General features: G+C 56.9%; 16 protein-coding genes. 4 read left to right on the top strand and 12 right to left on the bottom strand.

Annotation, left to right across the window (positions count from 1 at the left end; translation table 11 throughout):
* Positions 1 to 2: 2 nt before the first annotated feature.
* Entirely contained in the window at positions 3 to 1916 is a 1914-nt protein-coding gene (locus DSM14862_RS20650; RefSeq protein WP_007120923.1) for a type IV secretory system conjugative DNA transfer family protein, read from the top strand.
* Positions 1917 to 2320: 404 nt separating this feature from the next.
* Positions 2321 to 3307 carry a LysR family transcriptional regulator gene (locus tag DSM14862_RS20655; RefSeq protein ID WP_007120922.1) on the top strand — a complete coding sequence of 329 codons (987 nt, stop codon included), beginning with the start codon at positions 2321 to 2323 and terminating at the stop codon, positions 3305 to 3307.
* On the opposite strand, the gene DSM14862_RS20660 is transcribed toward DSM14862_RS20655, so the two are convergent.
* The 6 genes from DSM14862_RS20660 to DSM14862_RS20685 form a co-directional block, all read right to left on the bottom strand.
* Complete coding sequence (locus DSM14862_RS20660) at positions 3304 to 4560, bottom strand: TRAP transporter large permease (protein ID WP_007120921.1); 1257 nt, start codon at positions 4558 to 4560, stop codon at positions 3304 to 3306. The genes DSM14862_RS20655 and DSM14862_RS20660 overlap by 4 nt on opposite strands.
* A gap of 12 nt (positions 4561 to 4572) precedes the next feature.
* The gene (locus DSM14862_RS20665) at positions 4573 to 5145 is read right to left on the bottom strand and encodes a TRAP transporter small permease (protein ID WP_007120920.1); all 573 of its coding nucleotides are present in this window, start codon (positions 5143 to 5145) and stop codon (positions 4573 to 4575) included.
* On the bottom strand, positions 5145 to 6110 hold the full coding sequence (locus DSM14862_RS20670; RefSeq protein ID WP_040701884.1) for a TRAP transporter substrate-binding protein: 966 nt from the start codon (positions 6108 to 6110) through the stop codon (positions 5145 to 5147). Before DSM14862_RS20670 ends, DSM14862_RS20665 begins: the two co-directional genes overlap by 1 nt.
* Before the next feature lie 73 nt (positions 6111 to 6183).
* Positions 6184 to 6936, bottom strand: coding sequence for an SDR family NAD(P)-dependent oxidoreductase (locus tag DSM14862_RS20675; protein ID WP_007120918.1), 753 nt, complete (start codon positions 6934 to 6936; stop codon positions 6184 to 6186).
* A gap of 49 nt (positions 6937 to 6985) precedes the next feature.
* Positions 6986 to 8029, bottom strand: a complete 1044-nt coding sequence (locus tag DSM14862_RS20680) for a transketolase family protein (protein WP_007120917.1) — start codon at positions 8027 to 8029, stop codon at positions 6986 to 6988.
* Positions 8026 to 8877, bottom strand: a complete 852-nt coding sequence (locus DSM14862_RS20685; protein WP_152467648.1) for a transketolase — start codon at positions 8875 to 8877, stop codon at positions 8026 to 8028. Before DSM14862_RS20685 ends, DSM14862_RS20680 begins: the two co-directional genes overlap by 4 nt.
* Positions 8878 to 9261: 384 nt before the next feature.
* On the opposite strand from DSM14862_RS20685, the gene DSM14862_RS20690 reads away from it, so the two are divergent.
* Positions 9262 to 9894: a tyrosine-type recombinase/integrase gene (locus DSM14862_RS20690; protein ID WP_040701957.1), complete on the top strand. Its 633-nt coding sequence runs from the start codon at positions 9262 to 9264 to the stop codon at positions 9892 to 9894.
* A 315-nt stretch (positions 9895 to 10209) separates the two neighbouring features.
* Positions 10210 to 11028 carry a heme-copper oxidase family protein gene (locus tag DSM14862_RS20695; RefSeq protein ID WP_007121049.1) on the top strand — a complete coding sequence of 273 codons (819 nt, stop codon included), beginning with the start codon at positions 10210 to 10212 and terminating at the stop codon, positions 11026 to 11028.
* A 139-nt stretch (positions 11029 to 11167) separates the two neighbouring features.
* Here the strand turns inward: DSM14862_RS20695 and virB11 are convergent, their stop codons facing one another.
* Genes virB11 through DSM14862_RS20725 form a run of 6 tightly spaced genes read right to left on the bottom strand, consistent with a single transcriptional unit; the run spans position 11168 to position 16321 of the window.
* Complete coding sequence (gene virB11, locus DSM14862_RS20700) at positions 11168 to 12133, bottom strand: P-type DNA transfer ATPase VirB11 (RefSeq protein WP_040701958.1); 966 nt, start codon at positions 12131 to 12133, stop codon at positions 11168 to 11170.
* Between the two features lie 11 nt (positions 12134 to 12144).
* Complete coding sequence (locus DSM14862_RS20705; RefSeq protein WP_007121047.1) at positions 12145 to 13578, bottom strand: TrbI/VirB10 family protein; 1434 nt, start codon at positions 13576 to 13578, stop codon at positions 12145 to 12147.
* 2 nt (positions 13579 to 13580) lie between these two features.
* A complete protein-coding gene (locus tag DSM14862_RS20710) occupies positions 13581 to 14312 on the bottom strand; it encodes a TrbG/VirB9 family P-type conjugative transfer protein (protein WP_007121046.1) in 732 nt (243 codons plus the stop codon).
* Between the two features lie 4 nt (positions 14313 to 14316).
* Positions 14317 to 14988: a virB8 family protein gene (locus DSM14862_RS20715; protein WP_007121045.1), complete on the bottom strand. Its 672-nt coding sequence runs from the start codon at positions 14986 to 14988 to the stop codon at positions 14317 to 14319.
* A gap of 19 nt (positions 14989 to 15007) precedes the next feature.
* Positions 15008 to 16021, bottom strand: a complete 1014-nt coding sequence (locus tag DSM14862_RS20720; protein ID WP_007121044.1) for a type IV secretion system protein — start codon at positions 16019 to 16021, stop codon at positions 15008 to 15010.
* Positions 16022 to 16321 carry a hypothetical protein gene (locus tag DSM14862_RS20725; protein WP_007121043.1) on the bottom strand — a complete coding sequence of 100 codons (300 nt, stop codon included), beginning with the start codon at positions 16319 to 16321 and terminating at the stop codon, positions 16022 to 16024. It abuts the gene before it with no gap.
* Positions 16322 to 16429: the final 108 nt, after the last annotated feature.

Genomic DNA, 16429 nt, shown 5'->3' on the forward strand with positions numbered 1-16429 from the left:
ACATGAACAAAGCATTTCCTCTTTGGGCCGCACTGCCCTTTGGCGCAATCTGCGGTGCGATCCTCGGGACCATTGTCGCAAGCTTCTATTTGGCATTGGCGCTGCGAACGGGGTTTGGCAATTTCGACATGCTGGCTGTGTGGAACGCCAGTCCTGGATTGCGCGCGGCACACCCTGAAGCCTTCAAGGTGGCTTACGGTGCAGTTGGCTTTGGATCCATCGGGCTCGGTGGCCTTGCACTTGCTTGGACCTGGAAGAAAGAACGGGATGACTACGGTTCGGCCCATTGGCAGACCAAACCAGAGCTTATGAAAAACGACATGCTGCATAAGCCGGGGAAGGGGTTTGTTTGCGGCAAGCTCGGACTGCCAAAGTCAAAGGGCGGATTTATTTCTTCTGCGGCAATCCCGCATGTGATGATGGTGGCGCCAACGCGGGCGGGTAAAGGTGTGGGCTTCGTGATCCCAAACCTGATGGCCTTCGCAGGATCTGTGGTGGTCCTCGATGTCAAAGGCGAGAACTTCGAGAAAACATCCCGCTTGCGTGCACTCAATGGCGATGAGGTTTATCGCTTCAGCCCGTTTGATTGGTCCAATGCCACGCACCGTTACAACCCGCTGTCGCGCATCGCCAAAGCGCCAACCTTTGCGCAGCGGTTTACGGAAGTCAGCATCTTGGCTGATCTGTTCCTCGATAAGGACAACAAGACGCTGGATACGTTTTCAGAGGCAGGCAAGTCGATCTTTGTGGCAGCCTGTCTGCTGGCGATCCAGCGCGGCACAGCAAACCTTGGCGAGGTGAACAAGATCGTTGCGGGTGGTGAGTACAAGAACGCCCAATACAAGACTTATGCCGATGAGGCGGAGGAAGCTATTCTGCGCGAACTTTGGACCAACGCGGCCAGCGCGTCATCGCGGTTGCTGACCTCAAATATTCAGGCGCTGATGACGGCGGGCTTGAAACAGTGGGACAATCCGGCGGTCCGCTCAGCCACTCAAGTCAGCGATTTCGATTTCGCGACGTTCCGCAAAACACCGCAGTCACTCTACATCGCGGTTTCAGAAGACCACATCGCGACGCTGGCACCACTATTGCGGCTGATGTTCGCGGACTTGATTGCATCGATCCGTCTCAAAGAGCCAGAACAAGATGAGCCGTGGCCAGTCATGATGATGATTGATGAATTCCAGCAGATGGGCGCAATGCCGTATTTGGAACGCGCGATCCATTCGCTGGCGAGCTATGGGGGCAGGGTAGCGATGATCGCGCAGTCGCTGGCATCGTTGGATCGCATCTATGGGTCCGAGGGCCGTGAAAGTTTGGAGAACGGTGCAGGGCTGAAGCTTTACATTACGCCGCGGGATCAGCGCACGGTAAAGGAGGTTTCGGTGGCTGTGGGCAGCACGACACGGGAAGCGGTGACGCGGATGTACGGGCGGAACAAAGGGATACTTGGTGCGACGTCGACATCTGCCCGATTGGAGGAGCGGCCGCTGCTATCGGAGACAGAGGCGCGGCTGATGGATCCCGACGAGGTAATAATCTTGGCGTCGCCGCAGCATCCGATCAAAGCGCAGCGCATCAAGTACTACGATGATCCGCTTTTTAAGGCGATGGACGCCAAACAGAAGGACAAGCCGTTTCCTTATCCGCCAAGTGTGGAAGGTGTTGGGCCATGGGGTGTTGGGAGTGACGAGAACAGAGCGCAGGGGGCAAATGAAACCGGGGGCCATCCGCCGGCGCGAGATCGTGCGGAACGGCGCGAGGCGCGGGGGATGCGGGTGATGGGTGAAGGGGTTGAGATGGAACAGCAGCCTGCGCCAGAGGCGCTCGAGCGAGAGGCGGATGTGCCGAAGGCTTGGGAGCAGACGCTGGATATGCGGGAAGAGCTTATCGAGGAATTGTTAGGGTACTAGAGGCTGTTGTCGCGAACAACAGCGGACGTTGGAGCAAGCCGTAGCGGATTCACAATTCGAGCCCGAGGCGGTCATTGCTATTTCTCGCTGCGCGCGCTCGCAGCAAGAAAATCGCTGCATCAGCTTTGCTCATGGCGCTGCAAGGCGGCGGGAAAACCGGCCATTGGTGCAAGGCGCAGCAAAGATTGAGGCGGCAACTCACAGGTTGCGAACAAAGGGTGAATTCACTGCATGCGCGACAACGGCCGGTCGATGAGCATCGCGACTGCATTAGATGTAGGTCGGGCAGCGCTCCACGAGATCCCAACGTATTGGCCGCCCCTTCGTTTGTTAGGAGTGCTACTCGACAATTTCAGCCCATCTTAATAGACTCTACTCTCTAAGTCCTCAGGGTCCGGCGTCAAATGCGTGACATAAACATCAGAGCAACCGAATACTTCGAATCCGTGGCGCGGCTCGGGACGGTTACGAAGGCCGCGCAGGAACTCGGCGTGTCGCCATCGGCCGTAAGCCAGCAACTACGAATCCTAGAAGAGCAATTTGGCGTCAAACTTTTTCGCCGCGAAAAGCGACGGCTTATTCTGACACTGGACGGAGATCGTCTGTTTCAAACCACGACCCAGGCCTTCAGTGCCATCCGAAACGCCCGAGGCGCGATCTCGCGCCAGCGGGATACACGCAATCTGACCCTTCGGGTCAGCCCCAGCTTCGGCGTTCGTTGGCTTGGTCCAAAAATCGCAAATTTTGCGACAGAAAATCCCGACTGGAACATCCGCATTGACGCAACGCCCGACTTCACCGCATTCGATACCGAGGCGGTCGATTTTGACCTGCGCTACGGTTTGGGCGGTTGGACGGGCCTGACAGTCAACAACGTCATACATGATCTTGTGCTTCCGCTGTGCAGTCCGGATTACCTTGCTTCGTTGCAGGAACACTCCGACGATCCGCGCGAACAGATCAAGGCGGCGCGCCTGATCGACAGCGTGAAGATGCTGTATCGTTGGGATCTATGGCTTGCTTCGAACAAGATCGAGATCGAGGGCCTGACATATCCTTTTCGCTTCGACCGATCCTCGATGTCGATTGAACTGGCAAAGCAGGGCGGCGGGCTTGCGCTTGACAGCGTGACGCTCTGCCTGCCGGAATTACAGCGCGGTGAGCTTGTACCGTTCTCGACGAATTTCGACGTTATAGATTTCCCGGCCTATTGGTTCGTTTGTCCGCCACGCCACTTCAACCGCCGTATCGTGAGCCGATTTGCGAGCTGGCTTCAGTCCAGTGCAGACGAGCACGAAGCCGGCGCGCGCAAGTTTCTGACCGGCTTGGGGTGCAGCTTTCGGCCCGAATCCGGGCCGGAACTGATCGATGTGAAACCTTGGGGTATTTAGTAAATCGTCAAGGCGGGTACGTAAGAGATGAGCAAAAGGACCACGATTGCCACACCGTAGAACGGCAGCAACCACTTCACGGTCTGGCCAATACTCGCACCCGAGATCGCCGAGGATATGAACAAAGTCGTGCCAACAGGCGGGGTGTAAAGACCGATCGCCAAGTTGACGACCATCATCAGACCAAGCTGCACAAGGTCCAGACCGATCGCATTGCCGATCGTGACGAATAGTGGGCCGAGAAGAAGAACTGCGGCAGGCAGATCGAGAAACGCGCCAACGATCAGCATCACCACATTCAAGGCAAGGATAACCATCCAGGGTTCTGAGAAGGTCAGTTGTACCCATTCAGCAAGCTCCTGTGGGACTCGCTCGGCTGTCAGAACCCACTGGATCGTCGAGGATGCCATGATGATGATCATGACTGCGCCGGTCATCAGCCCGGTGTCGACCGAAGCCTGCCAGATTCCGCGCCATGTGAGGTCGCGATAGACAAGACCGGACACCAGAAGTGCGTAGGCCACCGCCATGACGCTGACCTCGGTCGGCGTGGCGACGCCGAAGCGCAGGGTGCCGATCACGAAGATAGGCATAAGCAGCGCGGGGATCGCTGCGAAAATCTGCGACTTAAACGCCCGGAATCCGCCTTCGAGCGGCGAGCGCGGCAGGTTCTTTATTCCCGACACCACGGCGACTGCCGCGAACATACCAACGCCGAGCATGACACCCGGCAGGATACCGGCGATGAACAGGTCAACGATTGAGACATTGGACACGAGGCCAAACAGGATCAGCGGAATAGACGGCGGGATCAGGACCGACACGGTTGACGAGGCCGAGTTGATCGCGGCCGAAAACCCGGCCGGATAACCTTCTTTCTTCTGCACCGGGATCAGCGCATTACCAAGCGCGGAGGCATCGGCCACCGCCGAGCCAGAGACGCCGCCGAACATCACCGAACCGATGATCGAGACCTGGCCCAGACCCCCTTTGAAATTGCCGACAATCAGTCGTGCGATATTGACGAGATAGACGCCGAACTTGCCCGACATCATCAGGTTGCCAGCGAGGATAAAAAACGGGATCGCCAGCATCGGGAAGCTTTGTGTCGGCGTATAGAGTCGCTGTGCGATCACCGCCATCGGCTTGCCGTCGAGCCAGAGCGCAGCAGCGACCCCGCCCAGCATGGCATGGGCGACAGGGACCGAAATTGCCAGCAGAATGAAGAAAATCCAGACGAGGGGAGCGGTCATGATGGTCTCCTTTCAGCTCAGGCTTGCGTGTTGGGGATCGTGATTGGCAACATCTTCGCCGGACAGCGCCCTAAAGAGGTTAAGCGCGGCAATGAGCGCCATGGCCGCGAAAGCGTAGACAAGACTCGAATACCCCCACACCTGCTTTATGCCGAGGGTCGACAGGGTCTGGAACTGCGAGGCCTTCAGGATTGGCTGGCTACTCCAGAGAACACTGATGGCAATGATCAGGATAATCGCTTGGATGATCAGATTGAGCCCGAGAAGCGCCCGGCCTTTCAGCAGATCAGAAAGCAGCGTGATCGCAATATTGCGCCCGCGCGCTGAAGCAATCACGAGCCCACCAGCCACCAACCAAGGCAGCAGGATCGCATGTATTTCAGAAGCCCATGGGATGCCGGAGCCAAGAGCGTAGCGTAGGATCACATTGACGAGAAGTGCTACGAACATTGACGCGAGACAGGCTGCCACGATGATCCGGCCGCTCCAGTCCAGTACGTTAGTAGCCCCGCGAGCCAGGCTGAGGAAGGGGCTGTTCTGCCCCTTCCCGCCATTCTCCGGGGACTTGCGGTCCCCGGCGGACATCACAGGCCCGCCGCTTCGCGTAGTGCCGCAACGAGCTCAGGGTACTGCTCCGCGTACTGGTCGTAGACGGACTGCGTTGCTTCTTGATATGCCGCCTTGTCGGCTTCGGCGAAGATCGCGCCTTCGGCTTCCATCGTCGGCCGAAGCTCCTCGTCAGAGGCCAGTACCAGATTTCGTTGAAGCTCGCCAGCTTCGGCCACGGCGTCGGTGACACAGGTTTGCGTCGCCTCGTCAAGGCCCGACCACCAAGCCAGACCCGCGACGACCGGCGTGGATTCGTACTTGTGGCCGGTCAGCGTGACGTAGGGGGTAATTTCGTGCAGGTTGGCCGAGTAGATGTTCACAAGCGGGTTTTCCTGCCCGTCAAAGACGCCGGATTGCAGCGCGGTCGGCAGTTCTGACCATGCCAGAGGAGCTGGAGATGCACCCAGAGCCTCGAAGATGTCGACCGTCATCTGATCGGGGGGGGTGCGGATCTGCATGCCCGACAGATCAGCAGGGGTTGGAACGCCCTTCTCAGTATGAGTGACGTTCCGGATGCCGTTGTCCCAGAAACCCAAAACCTTGAGGCCTGCGTTGTTGGCGCGTGCGTCGATCATATCACCGACCTCCCCGTCAAGCACGGCCCAAGCGGTCGGCAGATCCTTGAACAGGAAGGGCAACCCCAAGAGGCCCACTTCAGGTACGATCTGGCTCATTGCGCCTTGGCTATTCGCAGTGATGTTGATGACACCTGCCGTGGCAGAGGTTAGCATCTCGGAGTCGTCACCCATCGTAGCAGAGGCTGCCACGTTCACGGTGTGCTCGCCGCCCGTGCACGCGGTGAAAAGTTCGGCGAACTTCTCTGCTGCGACATAGCGCGGATTGCCTGGGTTGGAGCCGTGGGCGAAGATGATCTCGTCCGCTTGTGCGGTGCCCGCGATTATGGTCGTGGTGGCCAGAACGGCCATTAGTGTTGTCTTCATTGTAGGTTCCTCCCTTTGAGAAGACTTCAGGTTTTGGCGCCATTCCTCATGACGCCGGCTTTTAGCTCGGGGATCAGTGGATCAAAGAGCCTCCGTTGACGTCGACCTCAGTGCCTGTGCAGTAGGCGGAAAGGTCGGACGCAAGAAACAAGGCGCAGCCGGCGACGTCTGACGCCGCTCCGGCTCGGCCCATGGGAATGCCGTCCAGCACCATCTGTTGCTGATCAGCGGTCAGCTTACCTGCTGTGATGTCAGTGGCGATGAAGCCGGGACAGATGGCATTCACGCGCACGTTGTCGGGGGCCAGCTCACGCGCCATTGCCTTGGTCAGACCAAGGACACCGGCTTTGGCTGCGGAATAATGCGGCCCGCCAAAAATACCGCCGCCGCGCTGCGCAGAGACGGACGACAGGTTGACGATGGAGCCGGATTTCTGCGCTATCATCCCGGGGATGACGGCCTGGCTCACATAAAGCGTGCCGCGCAGGTTCACGTCTGTCACCGCGTCATAGTTCTGCGGCTCGATCTCCATGATCTTGAGTGGCTGGGTGATCCCGGCGTTGTTGACCAGAATGTCAATCCGGCCCCAGCTGTCCATCAGCGTCTGGATTGCCGCATTGCAGGCATCTTTGTCAGTGACGTTACAGGCGAGACCGACATGACCCTTACCGAGGTCCGCCGCTGCGGCCTTTGCCGCGTCAGCGTCGAGATCAAGAATGGCAATTGTTGCGCCGTGTTCGGCGAACATTTGCGCTGTCGCCTTGCCGAGACCTCGGGCCGAGGCCGCGCCGGTCACAATGGCGTACTTGTTCTTCAGAAGCCCCATAGCCTCTCTCCTCCCTTAAATTGTGTTGGACTGACTAAACCCTAATTCGTCATAGCCAATCTTTGATCTTCGCCGCGATCTGGCTGACTGTCATGCCGTACATCTCGTGCAAAGTCGGCAAAGCGCCCGCTTCAAGGAACTCGTCTGGAAGACCAATCATTCGGAACGTCGGGGTTACTCCGTTCGTCAGCAGGGTCCGCGCAACCGCCTCACCAAGCCCGCCAACAACGGTGTGGTTTTCGGCCGTAACGACCAGACGACCGCCCTTCTGCGCTTCCGCAAGGATTGTCTGGGTATCCAGCGGCTTAATCGTCGGGACATGCAGCACGGCAGCCTCTACCCCATCCGCCTCAAGTTGGACGGCGGCGTCCAGCGCACGCATGGTCATGAAACCTGTCGAGATGATTAAGGCATCCTTCCCGTCGCGTATGATCTGCGCTTTGCCCAGCTCGAACTTGTAGTCTGGTTTGTGGCGAGTCAGAACGCTCGGAACCTTGCCCCGTGGCAGTCGCGAATAAACTGGACCGTTATGCGCAGCAATCTGCGGCACCATGCCTGCGATATCGTCAGCATCACACGGGTCAATGATCGTCATGTTCGGCAGGCCCCGAAAAATCGCCAGGTCCTCTGTCGCCTGGTGGCTGGGACCGTAGCCAGTGGTGAGTCCTGGAAGGGCGCAAATGATCTTGACCGGCAGGTTTTCTTCGGCAATCGCCATTGCAATGAAGTCATAAGCGCGCCGCGAGGCGAAGACAGCATAAGTCGTGGCAAAGGGATTAAAACCTTCCCGTGCCAGCCCGGCGGCGGCCGACATCAACAACTGTTCCGCCATACCCATTTGGTAGAACCGGTCCGGCATCGCTTTGGCGAAGATATGCAGATCTGTGTATTTGGCGAGATCGGCGGACAGACCGACAATCTTGTCGTCTTTCCGGGCGGCCTCGACCAGGGCAAGGCCGAAAGGCGCCGCCACCGTGTCATAGCCCTCTGCCGCCAAGGAGGCGATCATCGCGGTCGTTGCAACCTTCTGACCGTCCGGGCCCAGCCGGACCGTGCGCGGCTCGTATTTGCGCTTCATCGAGGCGAGGGTCATTGCGGCTTTCCTTCTTCCAGCTTGGCCAGGGCTTTGGACCATTCGTCGGCTTCCACGCGCACGAAGTGGGTGATTTCGCGGCTTTCCAGGAAATCTACGCCCTTGCACATGCGTGTGTCGAAAATGATGACACGCGGTCCGGCATGGTCGGTGTTGCGTGCCTCATCGAATGCGGTCACGACGGCATCAAGATCGTTTCCATCCACCCGCTGCGCGTGCCAGCCGAAGGCGGCCCATTTTTTCTCTTCATCCCCTTGCGCCAGCGCCGCGCGCGTCGGCCCGTCAGCCTGCTGATTGTTGAAATCGACCAGACAAATCAGGTTGTCGAGCTTCCACTGAACGGCAGACATGACCGCTTCCCAGGTCGATCCTTCACCCAGTTCGCCGTCCGACATGAGGTTGTAGACGAAGGCGGGGCTTTCCTTGCGCTTTAGGCCAAGAGCCGCGCCGACAGCGATGCCCAGACCGTGACCCAACGATCCACCGGTAATTTCCATACCGGGCGTGTAGGACGCCATGCCAGACATGGGCATCCGGCTATCGTCCATACCATAGGTTTCAAGCTCGTCCTCCGGCAAGATTCCTGCCTCCATCAACACCGAATAAAGCGCGATGGCATAGTGACCGATAGAGAGGTAAAAGCGATCCCGACCTTCCCATTCAGGGTCTTCTGGCCGGTATTCGAGTGCATGGAAATACGACGCGGCAAGTACGTCCGCCACGCCGAGAGCCTGGCCGATATAGCCTTGTCCCTGAACCTCGCCCATCAAGAGCGCTTTGCGCCGGATGTTCCACGCGCGTCGCTCGAGCGAGACGTTGGATTCAGAATGTCGACGGACTGTTTCCATGATTTCCTCCCTTTGCCCAGTTGGGCGTCGGAGGAATTGATAGCAGAGCACACTTCACCGGTCTTTTATCTAAATTTACAGACTTTGTTAGCTCAGCTTAAATGATTTTCATAATCTACGGAACGACTACAGCCAGACCGGCCGCTCTCAAATCAGGTCGTTGGCATCGGCCAAGTTTGGCCGCTGCAATGTCTGTCTGACACGGATTGTACCAGTTCGCGCCCGACGCAGCATTGGTCAAAATGCGCTCTTTGCTGCCGAATGCGTCTGCGGCGTGTCCCAAAAAACAGGCGACCTGACAACGGCCATTCAAACTGCCTGTAAAATTTAGGTGTCAGCGCGGTGCTGATGTCTGGGTTTGGCGGGAGGATTGGAGGGCGTAATATGCCAAGAGTCCAACTTCCCGCTGTCACCCCGAAACGAAGACCCTGGAACAAGGGCCGGATCATCGGCCAGAAACGACCACTGTTGCCGAAACAGGTCTGGGCGATCCGCGCGCGGCTCGAACTGTCGGGCAACCTGCGCGATCTTGCGCTTTTCAACGTGGCCATCGACAGCAAACTGCGAGGATGCGATCTGGTGAAACTGGCGGTTGCTGATCTGGTCAAAGATGACCGCGTGCGGGAGCGAGTCTCTGTGATCCAGAGCAAAACCAAGCGGCCCGTTCAATTCGAACTGACGGAAAACACGCGCCAAACTGTCCTGGCTTGGGTCAAGTCGCCCGAGATGTTTGCGTGCCGGTACATGTTCCCGAGTCGGTTCCATGACCGCCCACACATCTCGACGCGCCAGTACGGTCGGCTCGTCCGCGACTGGGTGACCGCGATTGGTTTAGAACCGAGCGGGTATGGCACCCATTCGCTTCGTCGGACGAAAGCGGCCGAAATTTACCGAAAGACTGGCAATCTTCGCGCAGTTCAGCTGCTCCTTGGTCACACCAAAGTGGACAGCACTGTGCGCTACCTTGGCGTTGAGCTGGAAGACGCTCTGAGCATCGCCGAGCAGATCGACATTTGAGCCACGTTGGCGGACGGCATGTGCCGTTCGCCAATCCAGACCGGACTTGCGTACGCGGCGCAGCGGTGGTTCTGATTGAGCCCTCTTTGCCGAATTTCTGCGATGCAGCTAAAGTCTGCTATCCCGGTGGAGGCAAAAACGTTCAACAACCACTTGGGTTTTGAACGGGGTTTAAGGCAGCATCGAACGAGGAGTTTCGTGGTTGTGCCAAAAAGGAGGGTTTTTGGAACAAGGCAGAATTTAAATCTACTTGAAGAGAAACAGTGCATCGACCATCAGTGATCAGAGCACGTCAACGACATGGAAGTTTAAGGAATGATGAGCGCCGATGTCCGCAGGAATGCGAAGATCCCTGCAGCAATATTTACGGTAGTTGCCCTTTTTGTCGGGCTTGCACTTTTAGCGTTGCAGATGATCCTACGGATGGAGTTGATGGCCCCTGGGCTTCAGTATATTTGCGCTGAGGGCCAGTTAACATTTTGCTTTGCAAATGTTGATCAAGCCAGCGCGATTTCGCGCGCCCCTTTGGCATTCCTAGTTTACTTGGCTCTGATTCCCGCATTCCTCGCAGTGCTTGTGATGCGCCTACAAAAAACCATGCCACTTCATTTCAAGGCATGGGTCGTTGCGGCGATGTGGCTAGCTCTTGCATGTTACCTCGCCGTTCCAATCACCAGTATAAATTTCCCCTCATCGTTATCGGGTCCTGTCGCGCCAGATGGCTGGACGCTTTATCCACCTTTGTCGTCATCCTCCTCGTCTTATCAAATTGATGCGATCCTTAATTCGCTACAAATGAACAAGGTGGTAGTTGCGATACTCTTAGCCCTAAGCCTGTTCGGTTTTACAATTGCCGGATTTAATCGACTGCGCTCCACCTTTTCAAAGGTCGTGCGAATAGGTTTCGCCACTTTGATGATCTGGATGACCTGGATGCTCATCTCACGGCTAAGCTATTTTCTGGGATTCATAAGTATGGATCGGAATTTTGGGACCGTATTTTTTGACCCCGCCTTGCAGCCGGACAAAGACTTTCCGACACGTTTTTTAGAACTTTTGGACGGCCCAGAAATATGGTACATAGCGCCGGCACTCTGTTGTTTGGTTCTTTGGTTTTTAGCTAGACGAACATAGCCTTCCAAAAAGGACCGTTTGTTGAACGGTTCGCTGGACAGGACATTCGCGCACGTGCAGCGAAGGTCTGAAATGTCCCGCGTAGTGTAAGTTGATACGGTGCGCAGCGAATGGCCGCAATCGTCGCGCTTTATTGAGCCTAGTTGGGCAAATAGAACTCAGCGATTCCACGTTTCCCGTCCATTCGACCCAATTGGACGATAACATCGATCGACTTCTGAATGTACTTCCGCACCTCAGCGAAGGTGAGCGGCGTGCCCGCTTGTAAGACCATTATGGCTAACCGATCGATTGCCAGCTCAGCTGTTTCCGCATGGATGGTTGAGACTGACCCACCATGTCCGGTGTTGATCGCTTCGAGGTAAGTTAAGGCTTCGTCCCCGCGCAGTTCCCCAACGATGATACGGTCCGGGCGCATCCGCAAAGACGCCTGCAGAAGCGCGTGAGCGCTTCTCTGTGATCCAGTGCTGCGACTTGCCAGCAGGGCTACGGTGTTGGGTTGGCTAGGGAACAGTTCAAACGCATCTTCAATCGTGATCAGCCGTTCGCCATCATCGACATGAGTAAGAAGATGTCGGGCAAAGGTGGTCTTGCCAGTCGATGTGCCACCACTGATCAATATATTGAGCCTTTGATGTACCAAGGCCTCTAACGCGGCTTCGAGGTTTTCTTCAGCTTGGCTGGCAATGTCTTTCATCTTTTCAGCTCTCAGTTGGTCGAGCGAGACAGCTTTGCCAAAAAGATAGGATGGTTTGTACCCCTGCACGCCCGCTGTAGCGAACAGACGGATAGTGATCGAGGCACCCTGTTCAATGGCAGGTGGAACCGCGACCTGAACTCTCAGAGGTCGGCCTGCATATTCAACTTTGCCAGACACCAGCGGGTTTTTCTCTGATACGCGGGCATTGGCATCACCGACGATTGTCTGCGCCATATTGAATGCCGTGCTACGGTCAACTGTCTGACCTTCATGACGCATTGCCGCGTCACCTGCGGCTTCGACCCAGACTTTTCCATCAGGGTTGATTGCGATTTCGACGACATCGTCGCGCAGCAGCAAATCGCGAAACGGCTCAAGATATCGCTCTAAGTAGGACGCAGGCAGCGGGGGTTGGCTCAATAGATCACCACATCGCGGTCGACGAGAACTGTCACGGATGCACCTTGATCAATATAAATAGTGGGTGAGATCGAAACCTGCTCGGCGATCACAGACCCCACAGCGTCTTCCAGATCTCCGGAAACCCCCTCAAGCACTTCGCTGGCTGTTTCATTGTCAGTACTGTTTGCGGCAACTGCTGGTGCTGCGCCAATGAGGGAGATCAGCGCGGCCCCACCAAAACGTTCAGCAAACTTTGTGTCGACGATCCCAGTTAACCCAGAGCGCCCAAGCTGGTCGCCGCCAACAGAGGCAATTTCAATCGACGTCCCATCTGGGGTTAGAACGCGGGTCCATAGGATCAGGATACGTTTCTGGTTCAACTCAATTCCAGACCGATATTGGCCAAAAAGACGCGAGCCGCGCGGGATTAGGATTTGATCGCCAGAAAAGGCAGGCACCGGTTCAGACACAACCGCCACAACAGAGCCCGGCAAGTCGCTGTTGATAGCTGTTTGCAAGGCAGCTTGAATGACAGAGCCTTGGGAGAGCGTTCTCTCTGGAAAGGCCATCTGGGACGCTTCTTGAATTTCCAGTGGCCTTGCGCCTTGCCGGAGATACTGTTCGTTTTCGGTCAGGGTGGGTCCATCTGTTCCTGCCACAGCAGCATTTGGACTTGTTCCGTCAGCGGATGCGGTCCGTGGGCCATCTGCATAAACGACCGAAGGAGAAACGATCTGGGCGGTCAGCAATTCTTGCGCAACACGTTCGGCTTCACGCTGACGCTGCTCTTCCTCCTGCCGCTGGCGTTCTTCAAGCAACCGTTGATCTGCAATCAGACCATCGCGCGCCATTTCTGCCTCAAGACCTTCGCGCTGCGCACGTTCAGCGTCCAGCATGGCCTGCAGGCCGGCCAAACGTGCTTCGTTCTGCCGCTGCGCGTTTTCTATTTCGGTGTCTTTGGCGGCAATGGAGGCTTCAAGCGCATCGGTTTGGACTTGGAACGCCTCTCGCAGATCAGAGACGGCTTCCTGAATTTCGGCGTTGCGGGCAGATTGGCTCGCAGCAAGCGCTTCCCTCAGTTTCGCGATTTCCTCCAGCACCGCTGCACTGGGTTCTGCGGGTGCCGGCGCAGGGGCCGGCACATCGAGCGCCTCTTCAACTGCTATAAGTGCATCGTTGACCCGTTGTTCCGCTTCATCCGGCGGAAATTCCAACCGCCCACCATTTCCGGTGCGTTGATCCTGAAAGGTCTCAACGTCAGACGTTTCTAAGCCTTTGGCTCTTTCTTGCAGATTTGTTGCCAGAAAGTAGGCAGCACCACCGCCGCCAAGCGCAAGCGCGATCGCCAATGCCCCGACACCTATATTACCGCCACGGCGTTTGGTCTTGTTCTTCTGGCTGAACGTGCTCAGGCGGTCCTGAAGGTCGGGTGTGTTCTCATCAGCCATGATCAGTTGCTCACATAAATTGCGCTGTCATCGCGCAAGGCGCAGATGGCCTCGTCGCCAATCCGCAAGGTCCAGAATTGGTTCACGCCAAGCACGCGCACGATGTTGCCTTGTTGAGTCCAGTTCACGGTGCGCTCCCGGCCTTGATCGTCGGCCTTAAAGACTGCGGGTTGGCGTCCGTTTTCGGGGAAGGTGAAGTATGTGTACCGCCCGTCATCGTAGATATGGGTTGGACGGAAATCCCCTTCGCCCGCGACGCGGTAGCTGTAGTTGCGCGGGGCCTCAAAGCCTTTGGGTTGGGTACTAGCAGCTGCCGCGCGACGCTCATCCTCTGGATAGAGAAACCGCACCTCAAAAAACATGCCCGAGCGACCCGGAATGGCCCCTTCGCGCAGATGGAAGGAATAGGTCCTGCGGTTGGTGATCACTGTCATGTTGGTCGAGGCACCTTGCACATGCGGCTTGATGGTCAGCACGTTTCCGAGCTCGGGGATCGGATCGACTTGGAAACTCTCGGTGTCGCCAACAATGACCGCATCAAACCGTTCGCCTGGCCCGAAGTGGATAGTTGTTGAGTGGCGCAGATCAGTCTCGATGACGAAGACTTGGTTTTCGAAGTAAGTGGCGATGCGCACACGATCGTCGAGCGCGCCGCTGCGCGGCACGGACTCTGACAGGGCAGGGGACGCCGAAAGCAATGCGGCAGCGCAGATCAAACGGGCAGCGATATTCAAGGGATCAGTTCTCCAAAGTCTCGGCGTCGACGCGGTATGAGGTGACCACGAAGCCCAAGGGGTTGGCCCAGACATCCTGAAGGCGCTGGCGAGTTTCTGGTTCAAAGGCGTAGCCAGCAGTGGCCACATAGCTGCGCGTCACGGTGCGGGTATCGCGCGTGCGGCGCAGGGTGCGGGTAAAGCGGATCTGTGCGACGCCAGGTTCGATCTGGTTCACGGACTTGATCACAACTTCGATGACGGCATCGCGGCCATAAACAGCGATTGGGTAATCTTCGTTGGACGAGGTCCAAAGGTCGCGCAGGGTGCGTGCGGCATCTCCGTCGGATCGTTCAAGAACGGAATTGATCCGTTGTTCGCCGTCGGTCAGGTCATAGGTTTCTCGGTCATCCACATAAGCCACAAGGTTGGCCTGAATAATGGCATCGCTCTCGGACAGGGACAGTGCTTGGACTGCAGCCACTCGGTCCATTTGGCCGGTTTCCTTGTCCACGACGACAACGAATGTCTCGATCGACTTGAGTGGAAACACACTCGCTCCAGCGACAATTCCTGCCAGCCCGACCAGAACGCCAGCGGCGGCCACAAAATAGGCAAAGCGTTCGCGTCTTCGCGGGCCGTAAATAAAATCCACTGCAAAAGCGTCACTTTGATCTTGGCTTGTTTGGCTTTTCATTTTTGGTGTTGGTCTTTCATCATGAGGCGCGGAAGGATTTGACGGTGTTCAGGGCTGAGGCTGGTGTTCTGCGGATCGCTTCGCCGGTTTTGACAACGCCGCTGTTCACCGCTTGCTGGAGCTCTTGCGGTGATTTGCCTGTTGCGAGGCGCGTGGCACTGCCCGTGCCATAATCGCTCGTGTTGACGATGCCGCGACGTGCCAGCCCCGTCAGGCCGACAGCGTTGGAGGCGATGCCCATCACGCCGGTTAGGTTGGAGGCGATGTAAGGGACGGATGCCATAATCCCGGCGCTGAGGAGCAGAATGACCAAGAATGGCAAGATGAGACTGACGGTTTCGACATCGACGGGATCGGCGGACGCATCGCCAATGGCTTCTGCGATCGCAACGATAATGCCAGCAGCACCTGCAGCGGCGACGGGCATCAAGGCGTAGCCGATAGTTGCACGGCTCCAGGCCTCAAAGAGAGACTGGGTTGGCTTGAACAGCGATGTGATGATCATGAATGGGGCAATCACGATCATCAGCGCAAAGACGATTTTGGCGAATGCAATGATCCCAGCAGTAACGGCTGCGAAGAGTGCGGAAAGAACGAAGAAAATTGCGCCAAGCACAGCCCCAAAGACCCAGCCGGCTTGATCGCCGATCGTGTCGCCGTAGGCCGTGATCCGGGCCACCATGTTGTCGAGACTTTCGTATACGCCGGCCTCATCGCCAGATCCCGTGAGAGCGAGAATGGATGCGCCGACTGAGTCCGGTACTTGCGTTACAATGCCGTAGATAACGCTAAAATTATCCCAACTCTGGGCGAAAATGGCGACCAGCGAGATTTTGATCCCAAATGCAAATGCGCTGCCAAAGGTCATGGGCTTGAGTTGCATCACAACATTGATGCCCAGCAGTATCAACAACAGGACAGCACCTGCTGTGATGACATTGCCCACTGCTGCAGCCGACGAGATGAAGCCATCTTGTGCGACGCTGTCTACAGCTGCATCGACCTGGTCGAGGATATCGCTGATAATCCCCATCTATTCGGCACAACCCTCGGCGTGCTCAGCCTCGAGCGCATCGGCCATGGCATAGAGGTCGAGGACTTTGAACGGCAGGCGCGGATTGTCGGACGTTCGAAAGCGCGGCAGCTCTGCGAGAGCAATGTCCCATGTGAATTCTCCCAAGAGGCAATCACAGGTTTCGGTTTCCAACTGCCGTTCGGCAACGAGAATACGCAATATTGCGCGGTATCCGTTGCGTAGATAAGCCGTCTCCGCAAGATCTACCGGAGGACGCGGAATGCGGCAGGCCTCCCCAGCATCAGGGGTAATAGCCATCGAACTGAATGGCTTTGGCCCACCGGATGTTGAATCAGGTGTTTCAGCAAAAGCGGAGACAGGCAGCGCGATAAGCAGCGCTGCAACTGTAGACCGAATTGAACGCGG

This window comes from Sulfitobacter indolifex (assembly GCF_022788655.1).
GTDB classification, from domain to species: Bacteria; Pseudomonadota; Alphaproteobacteria; order Rhodobacterales; family Rhodobacteraceae; genus Sulfitobacter; species Sulfitobacter indolifex.

Excerpts from the sequence above, each read along its gene's own strand:
- DSM14862_RS20695 (WP_007121049.1), top strand. The coding sequence starts at position 10,210 with ATGATGAGCGCCGATGTCCGCAGGAATGCGAAGATCCCTGCAGCAATA.
- DSM14862_RS20660 (WP_007120921.1), bottom strand. The coding sequence starts at position 4,560 with ATGACCGCTCCCCTCGTCTGGATTTTCTTCATTCTGCTGGCAATTTCG.
- DSM14862_RS20720 (WP_007121044.1), bottom strand. The coding sequence starts at position 16,021 with ATGGGGATTATCAGCGATATCCTCGACCAGGTCGATGCAGCTGTAGAC.
- DSM14862_RS20725 (WP_007121043.1), bottom strand. The coding sequence starts at position 16,321 with ATGGCTATTACCCCTGATGCTGGGGAGGCCTGCCGCATTCCGCGTCCT.
- DSM14862_RS20690 (WP_040701957.1), top strand. The coding sequence starts at position 9,262 with ATGCCAAGAGTCCAACTTCCCGCTGTCACCCCGAAACGAAGACCCTGG.
- DSM14862_RS20670 (WP_040701884.1), bottom strand. The coding sequence starts at position 6,110 with ATGAAGACAACACTAATGGCCGTTCTGGCCACCACGACCATAATCGCG.
- DSM14862_RS20650 (WP_007120923.1), top strand. The coding sequence starts at position 3 with ATGAACAAAGCATTTCCTCTTTGGGCCGCACTGCCCTTTGGCGCAATC.
- DSM14862_RS20685 (WP_152467648.1), bottom strand. The coding sequence starts at position 8,877 with ATGGAAACAGTCCGTCGACATTCTGAATCCAACGTCTCGCTCGAGCGA.
- DSM14862_RS20655 (WP_007120922.1), top strand. The coding sequence starts at position 2,321 with ATGCGTGACATAAACATCAGAGCAACCGAATACTTCGAATCCGTGGCG.
- DSM14862_RS20680 (WP_007120917.1), bottom strand. The coding sequence starts at position 8,029 with ATGACCCTCGCCTCGATGAAGCGCAAATACGAGCCGCGCACGGTCCGG.
- DSM14862_RS20715 (WP_007121045.1), bottom strand. The coding sequence starts at position 14,988 with ATGAAAAGCCAAACAAGCCAAGATCAAAGTGACGCTTTTGCAGTGGAT.
- DSM14862_RS20665 (WP_007120920.1), bottom strand. The coding sequence starts at position 5,145 with ATGTCCGCCGGGGACCGCAAGTCCCCGGAGAATGGCGGGAAGGGGCAG.
- DSM14862_RS20705 (WP_007121047.1), bottom strand. The coding sequence starts at position 13,578 with ATGGCTGATGAGAACACACCCGACCTTCAGGACCGCCTGAGCACGTTC.
- DSM14862_RS20675 (WP_007120918.1), bottom strand. The coding sequence starts at position 6,936 with ATGGGGCTTCTGAAGAACAAGTACGCCATTGTGACCGGCGCGGCCTCG.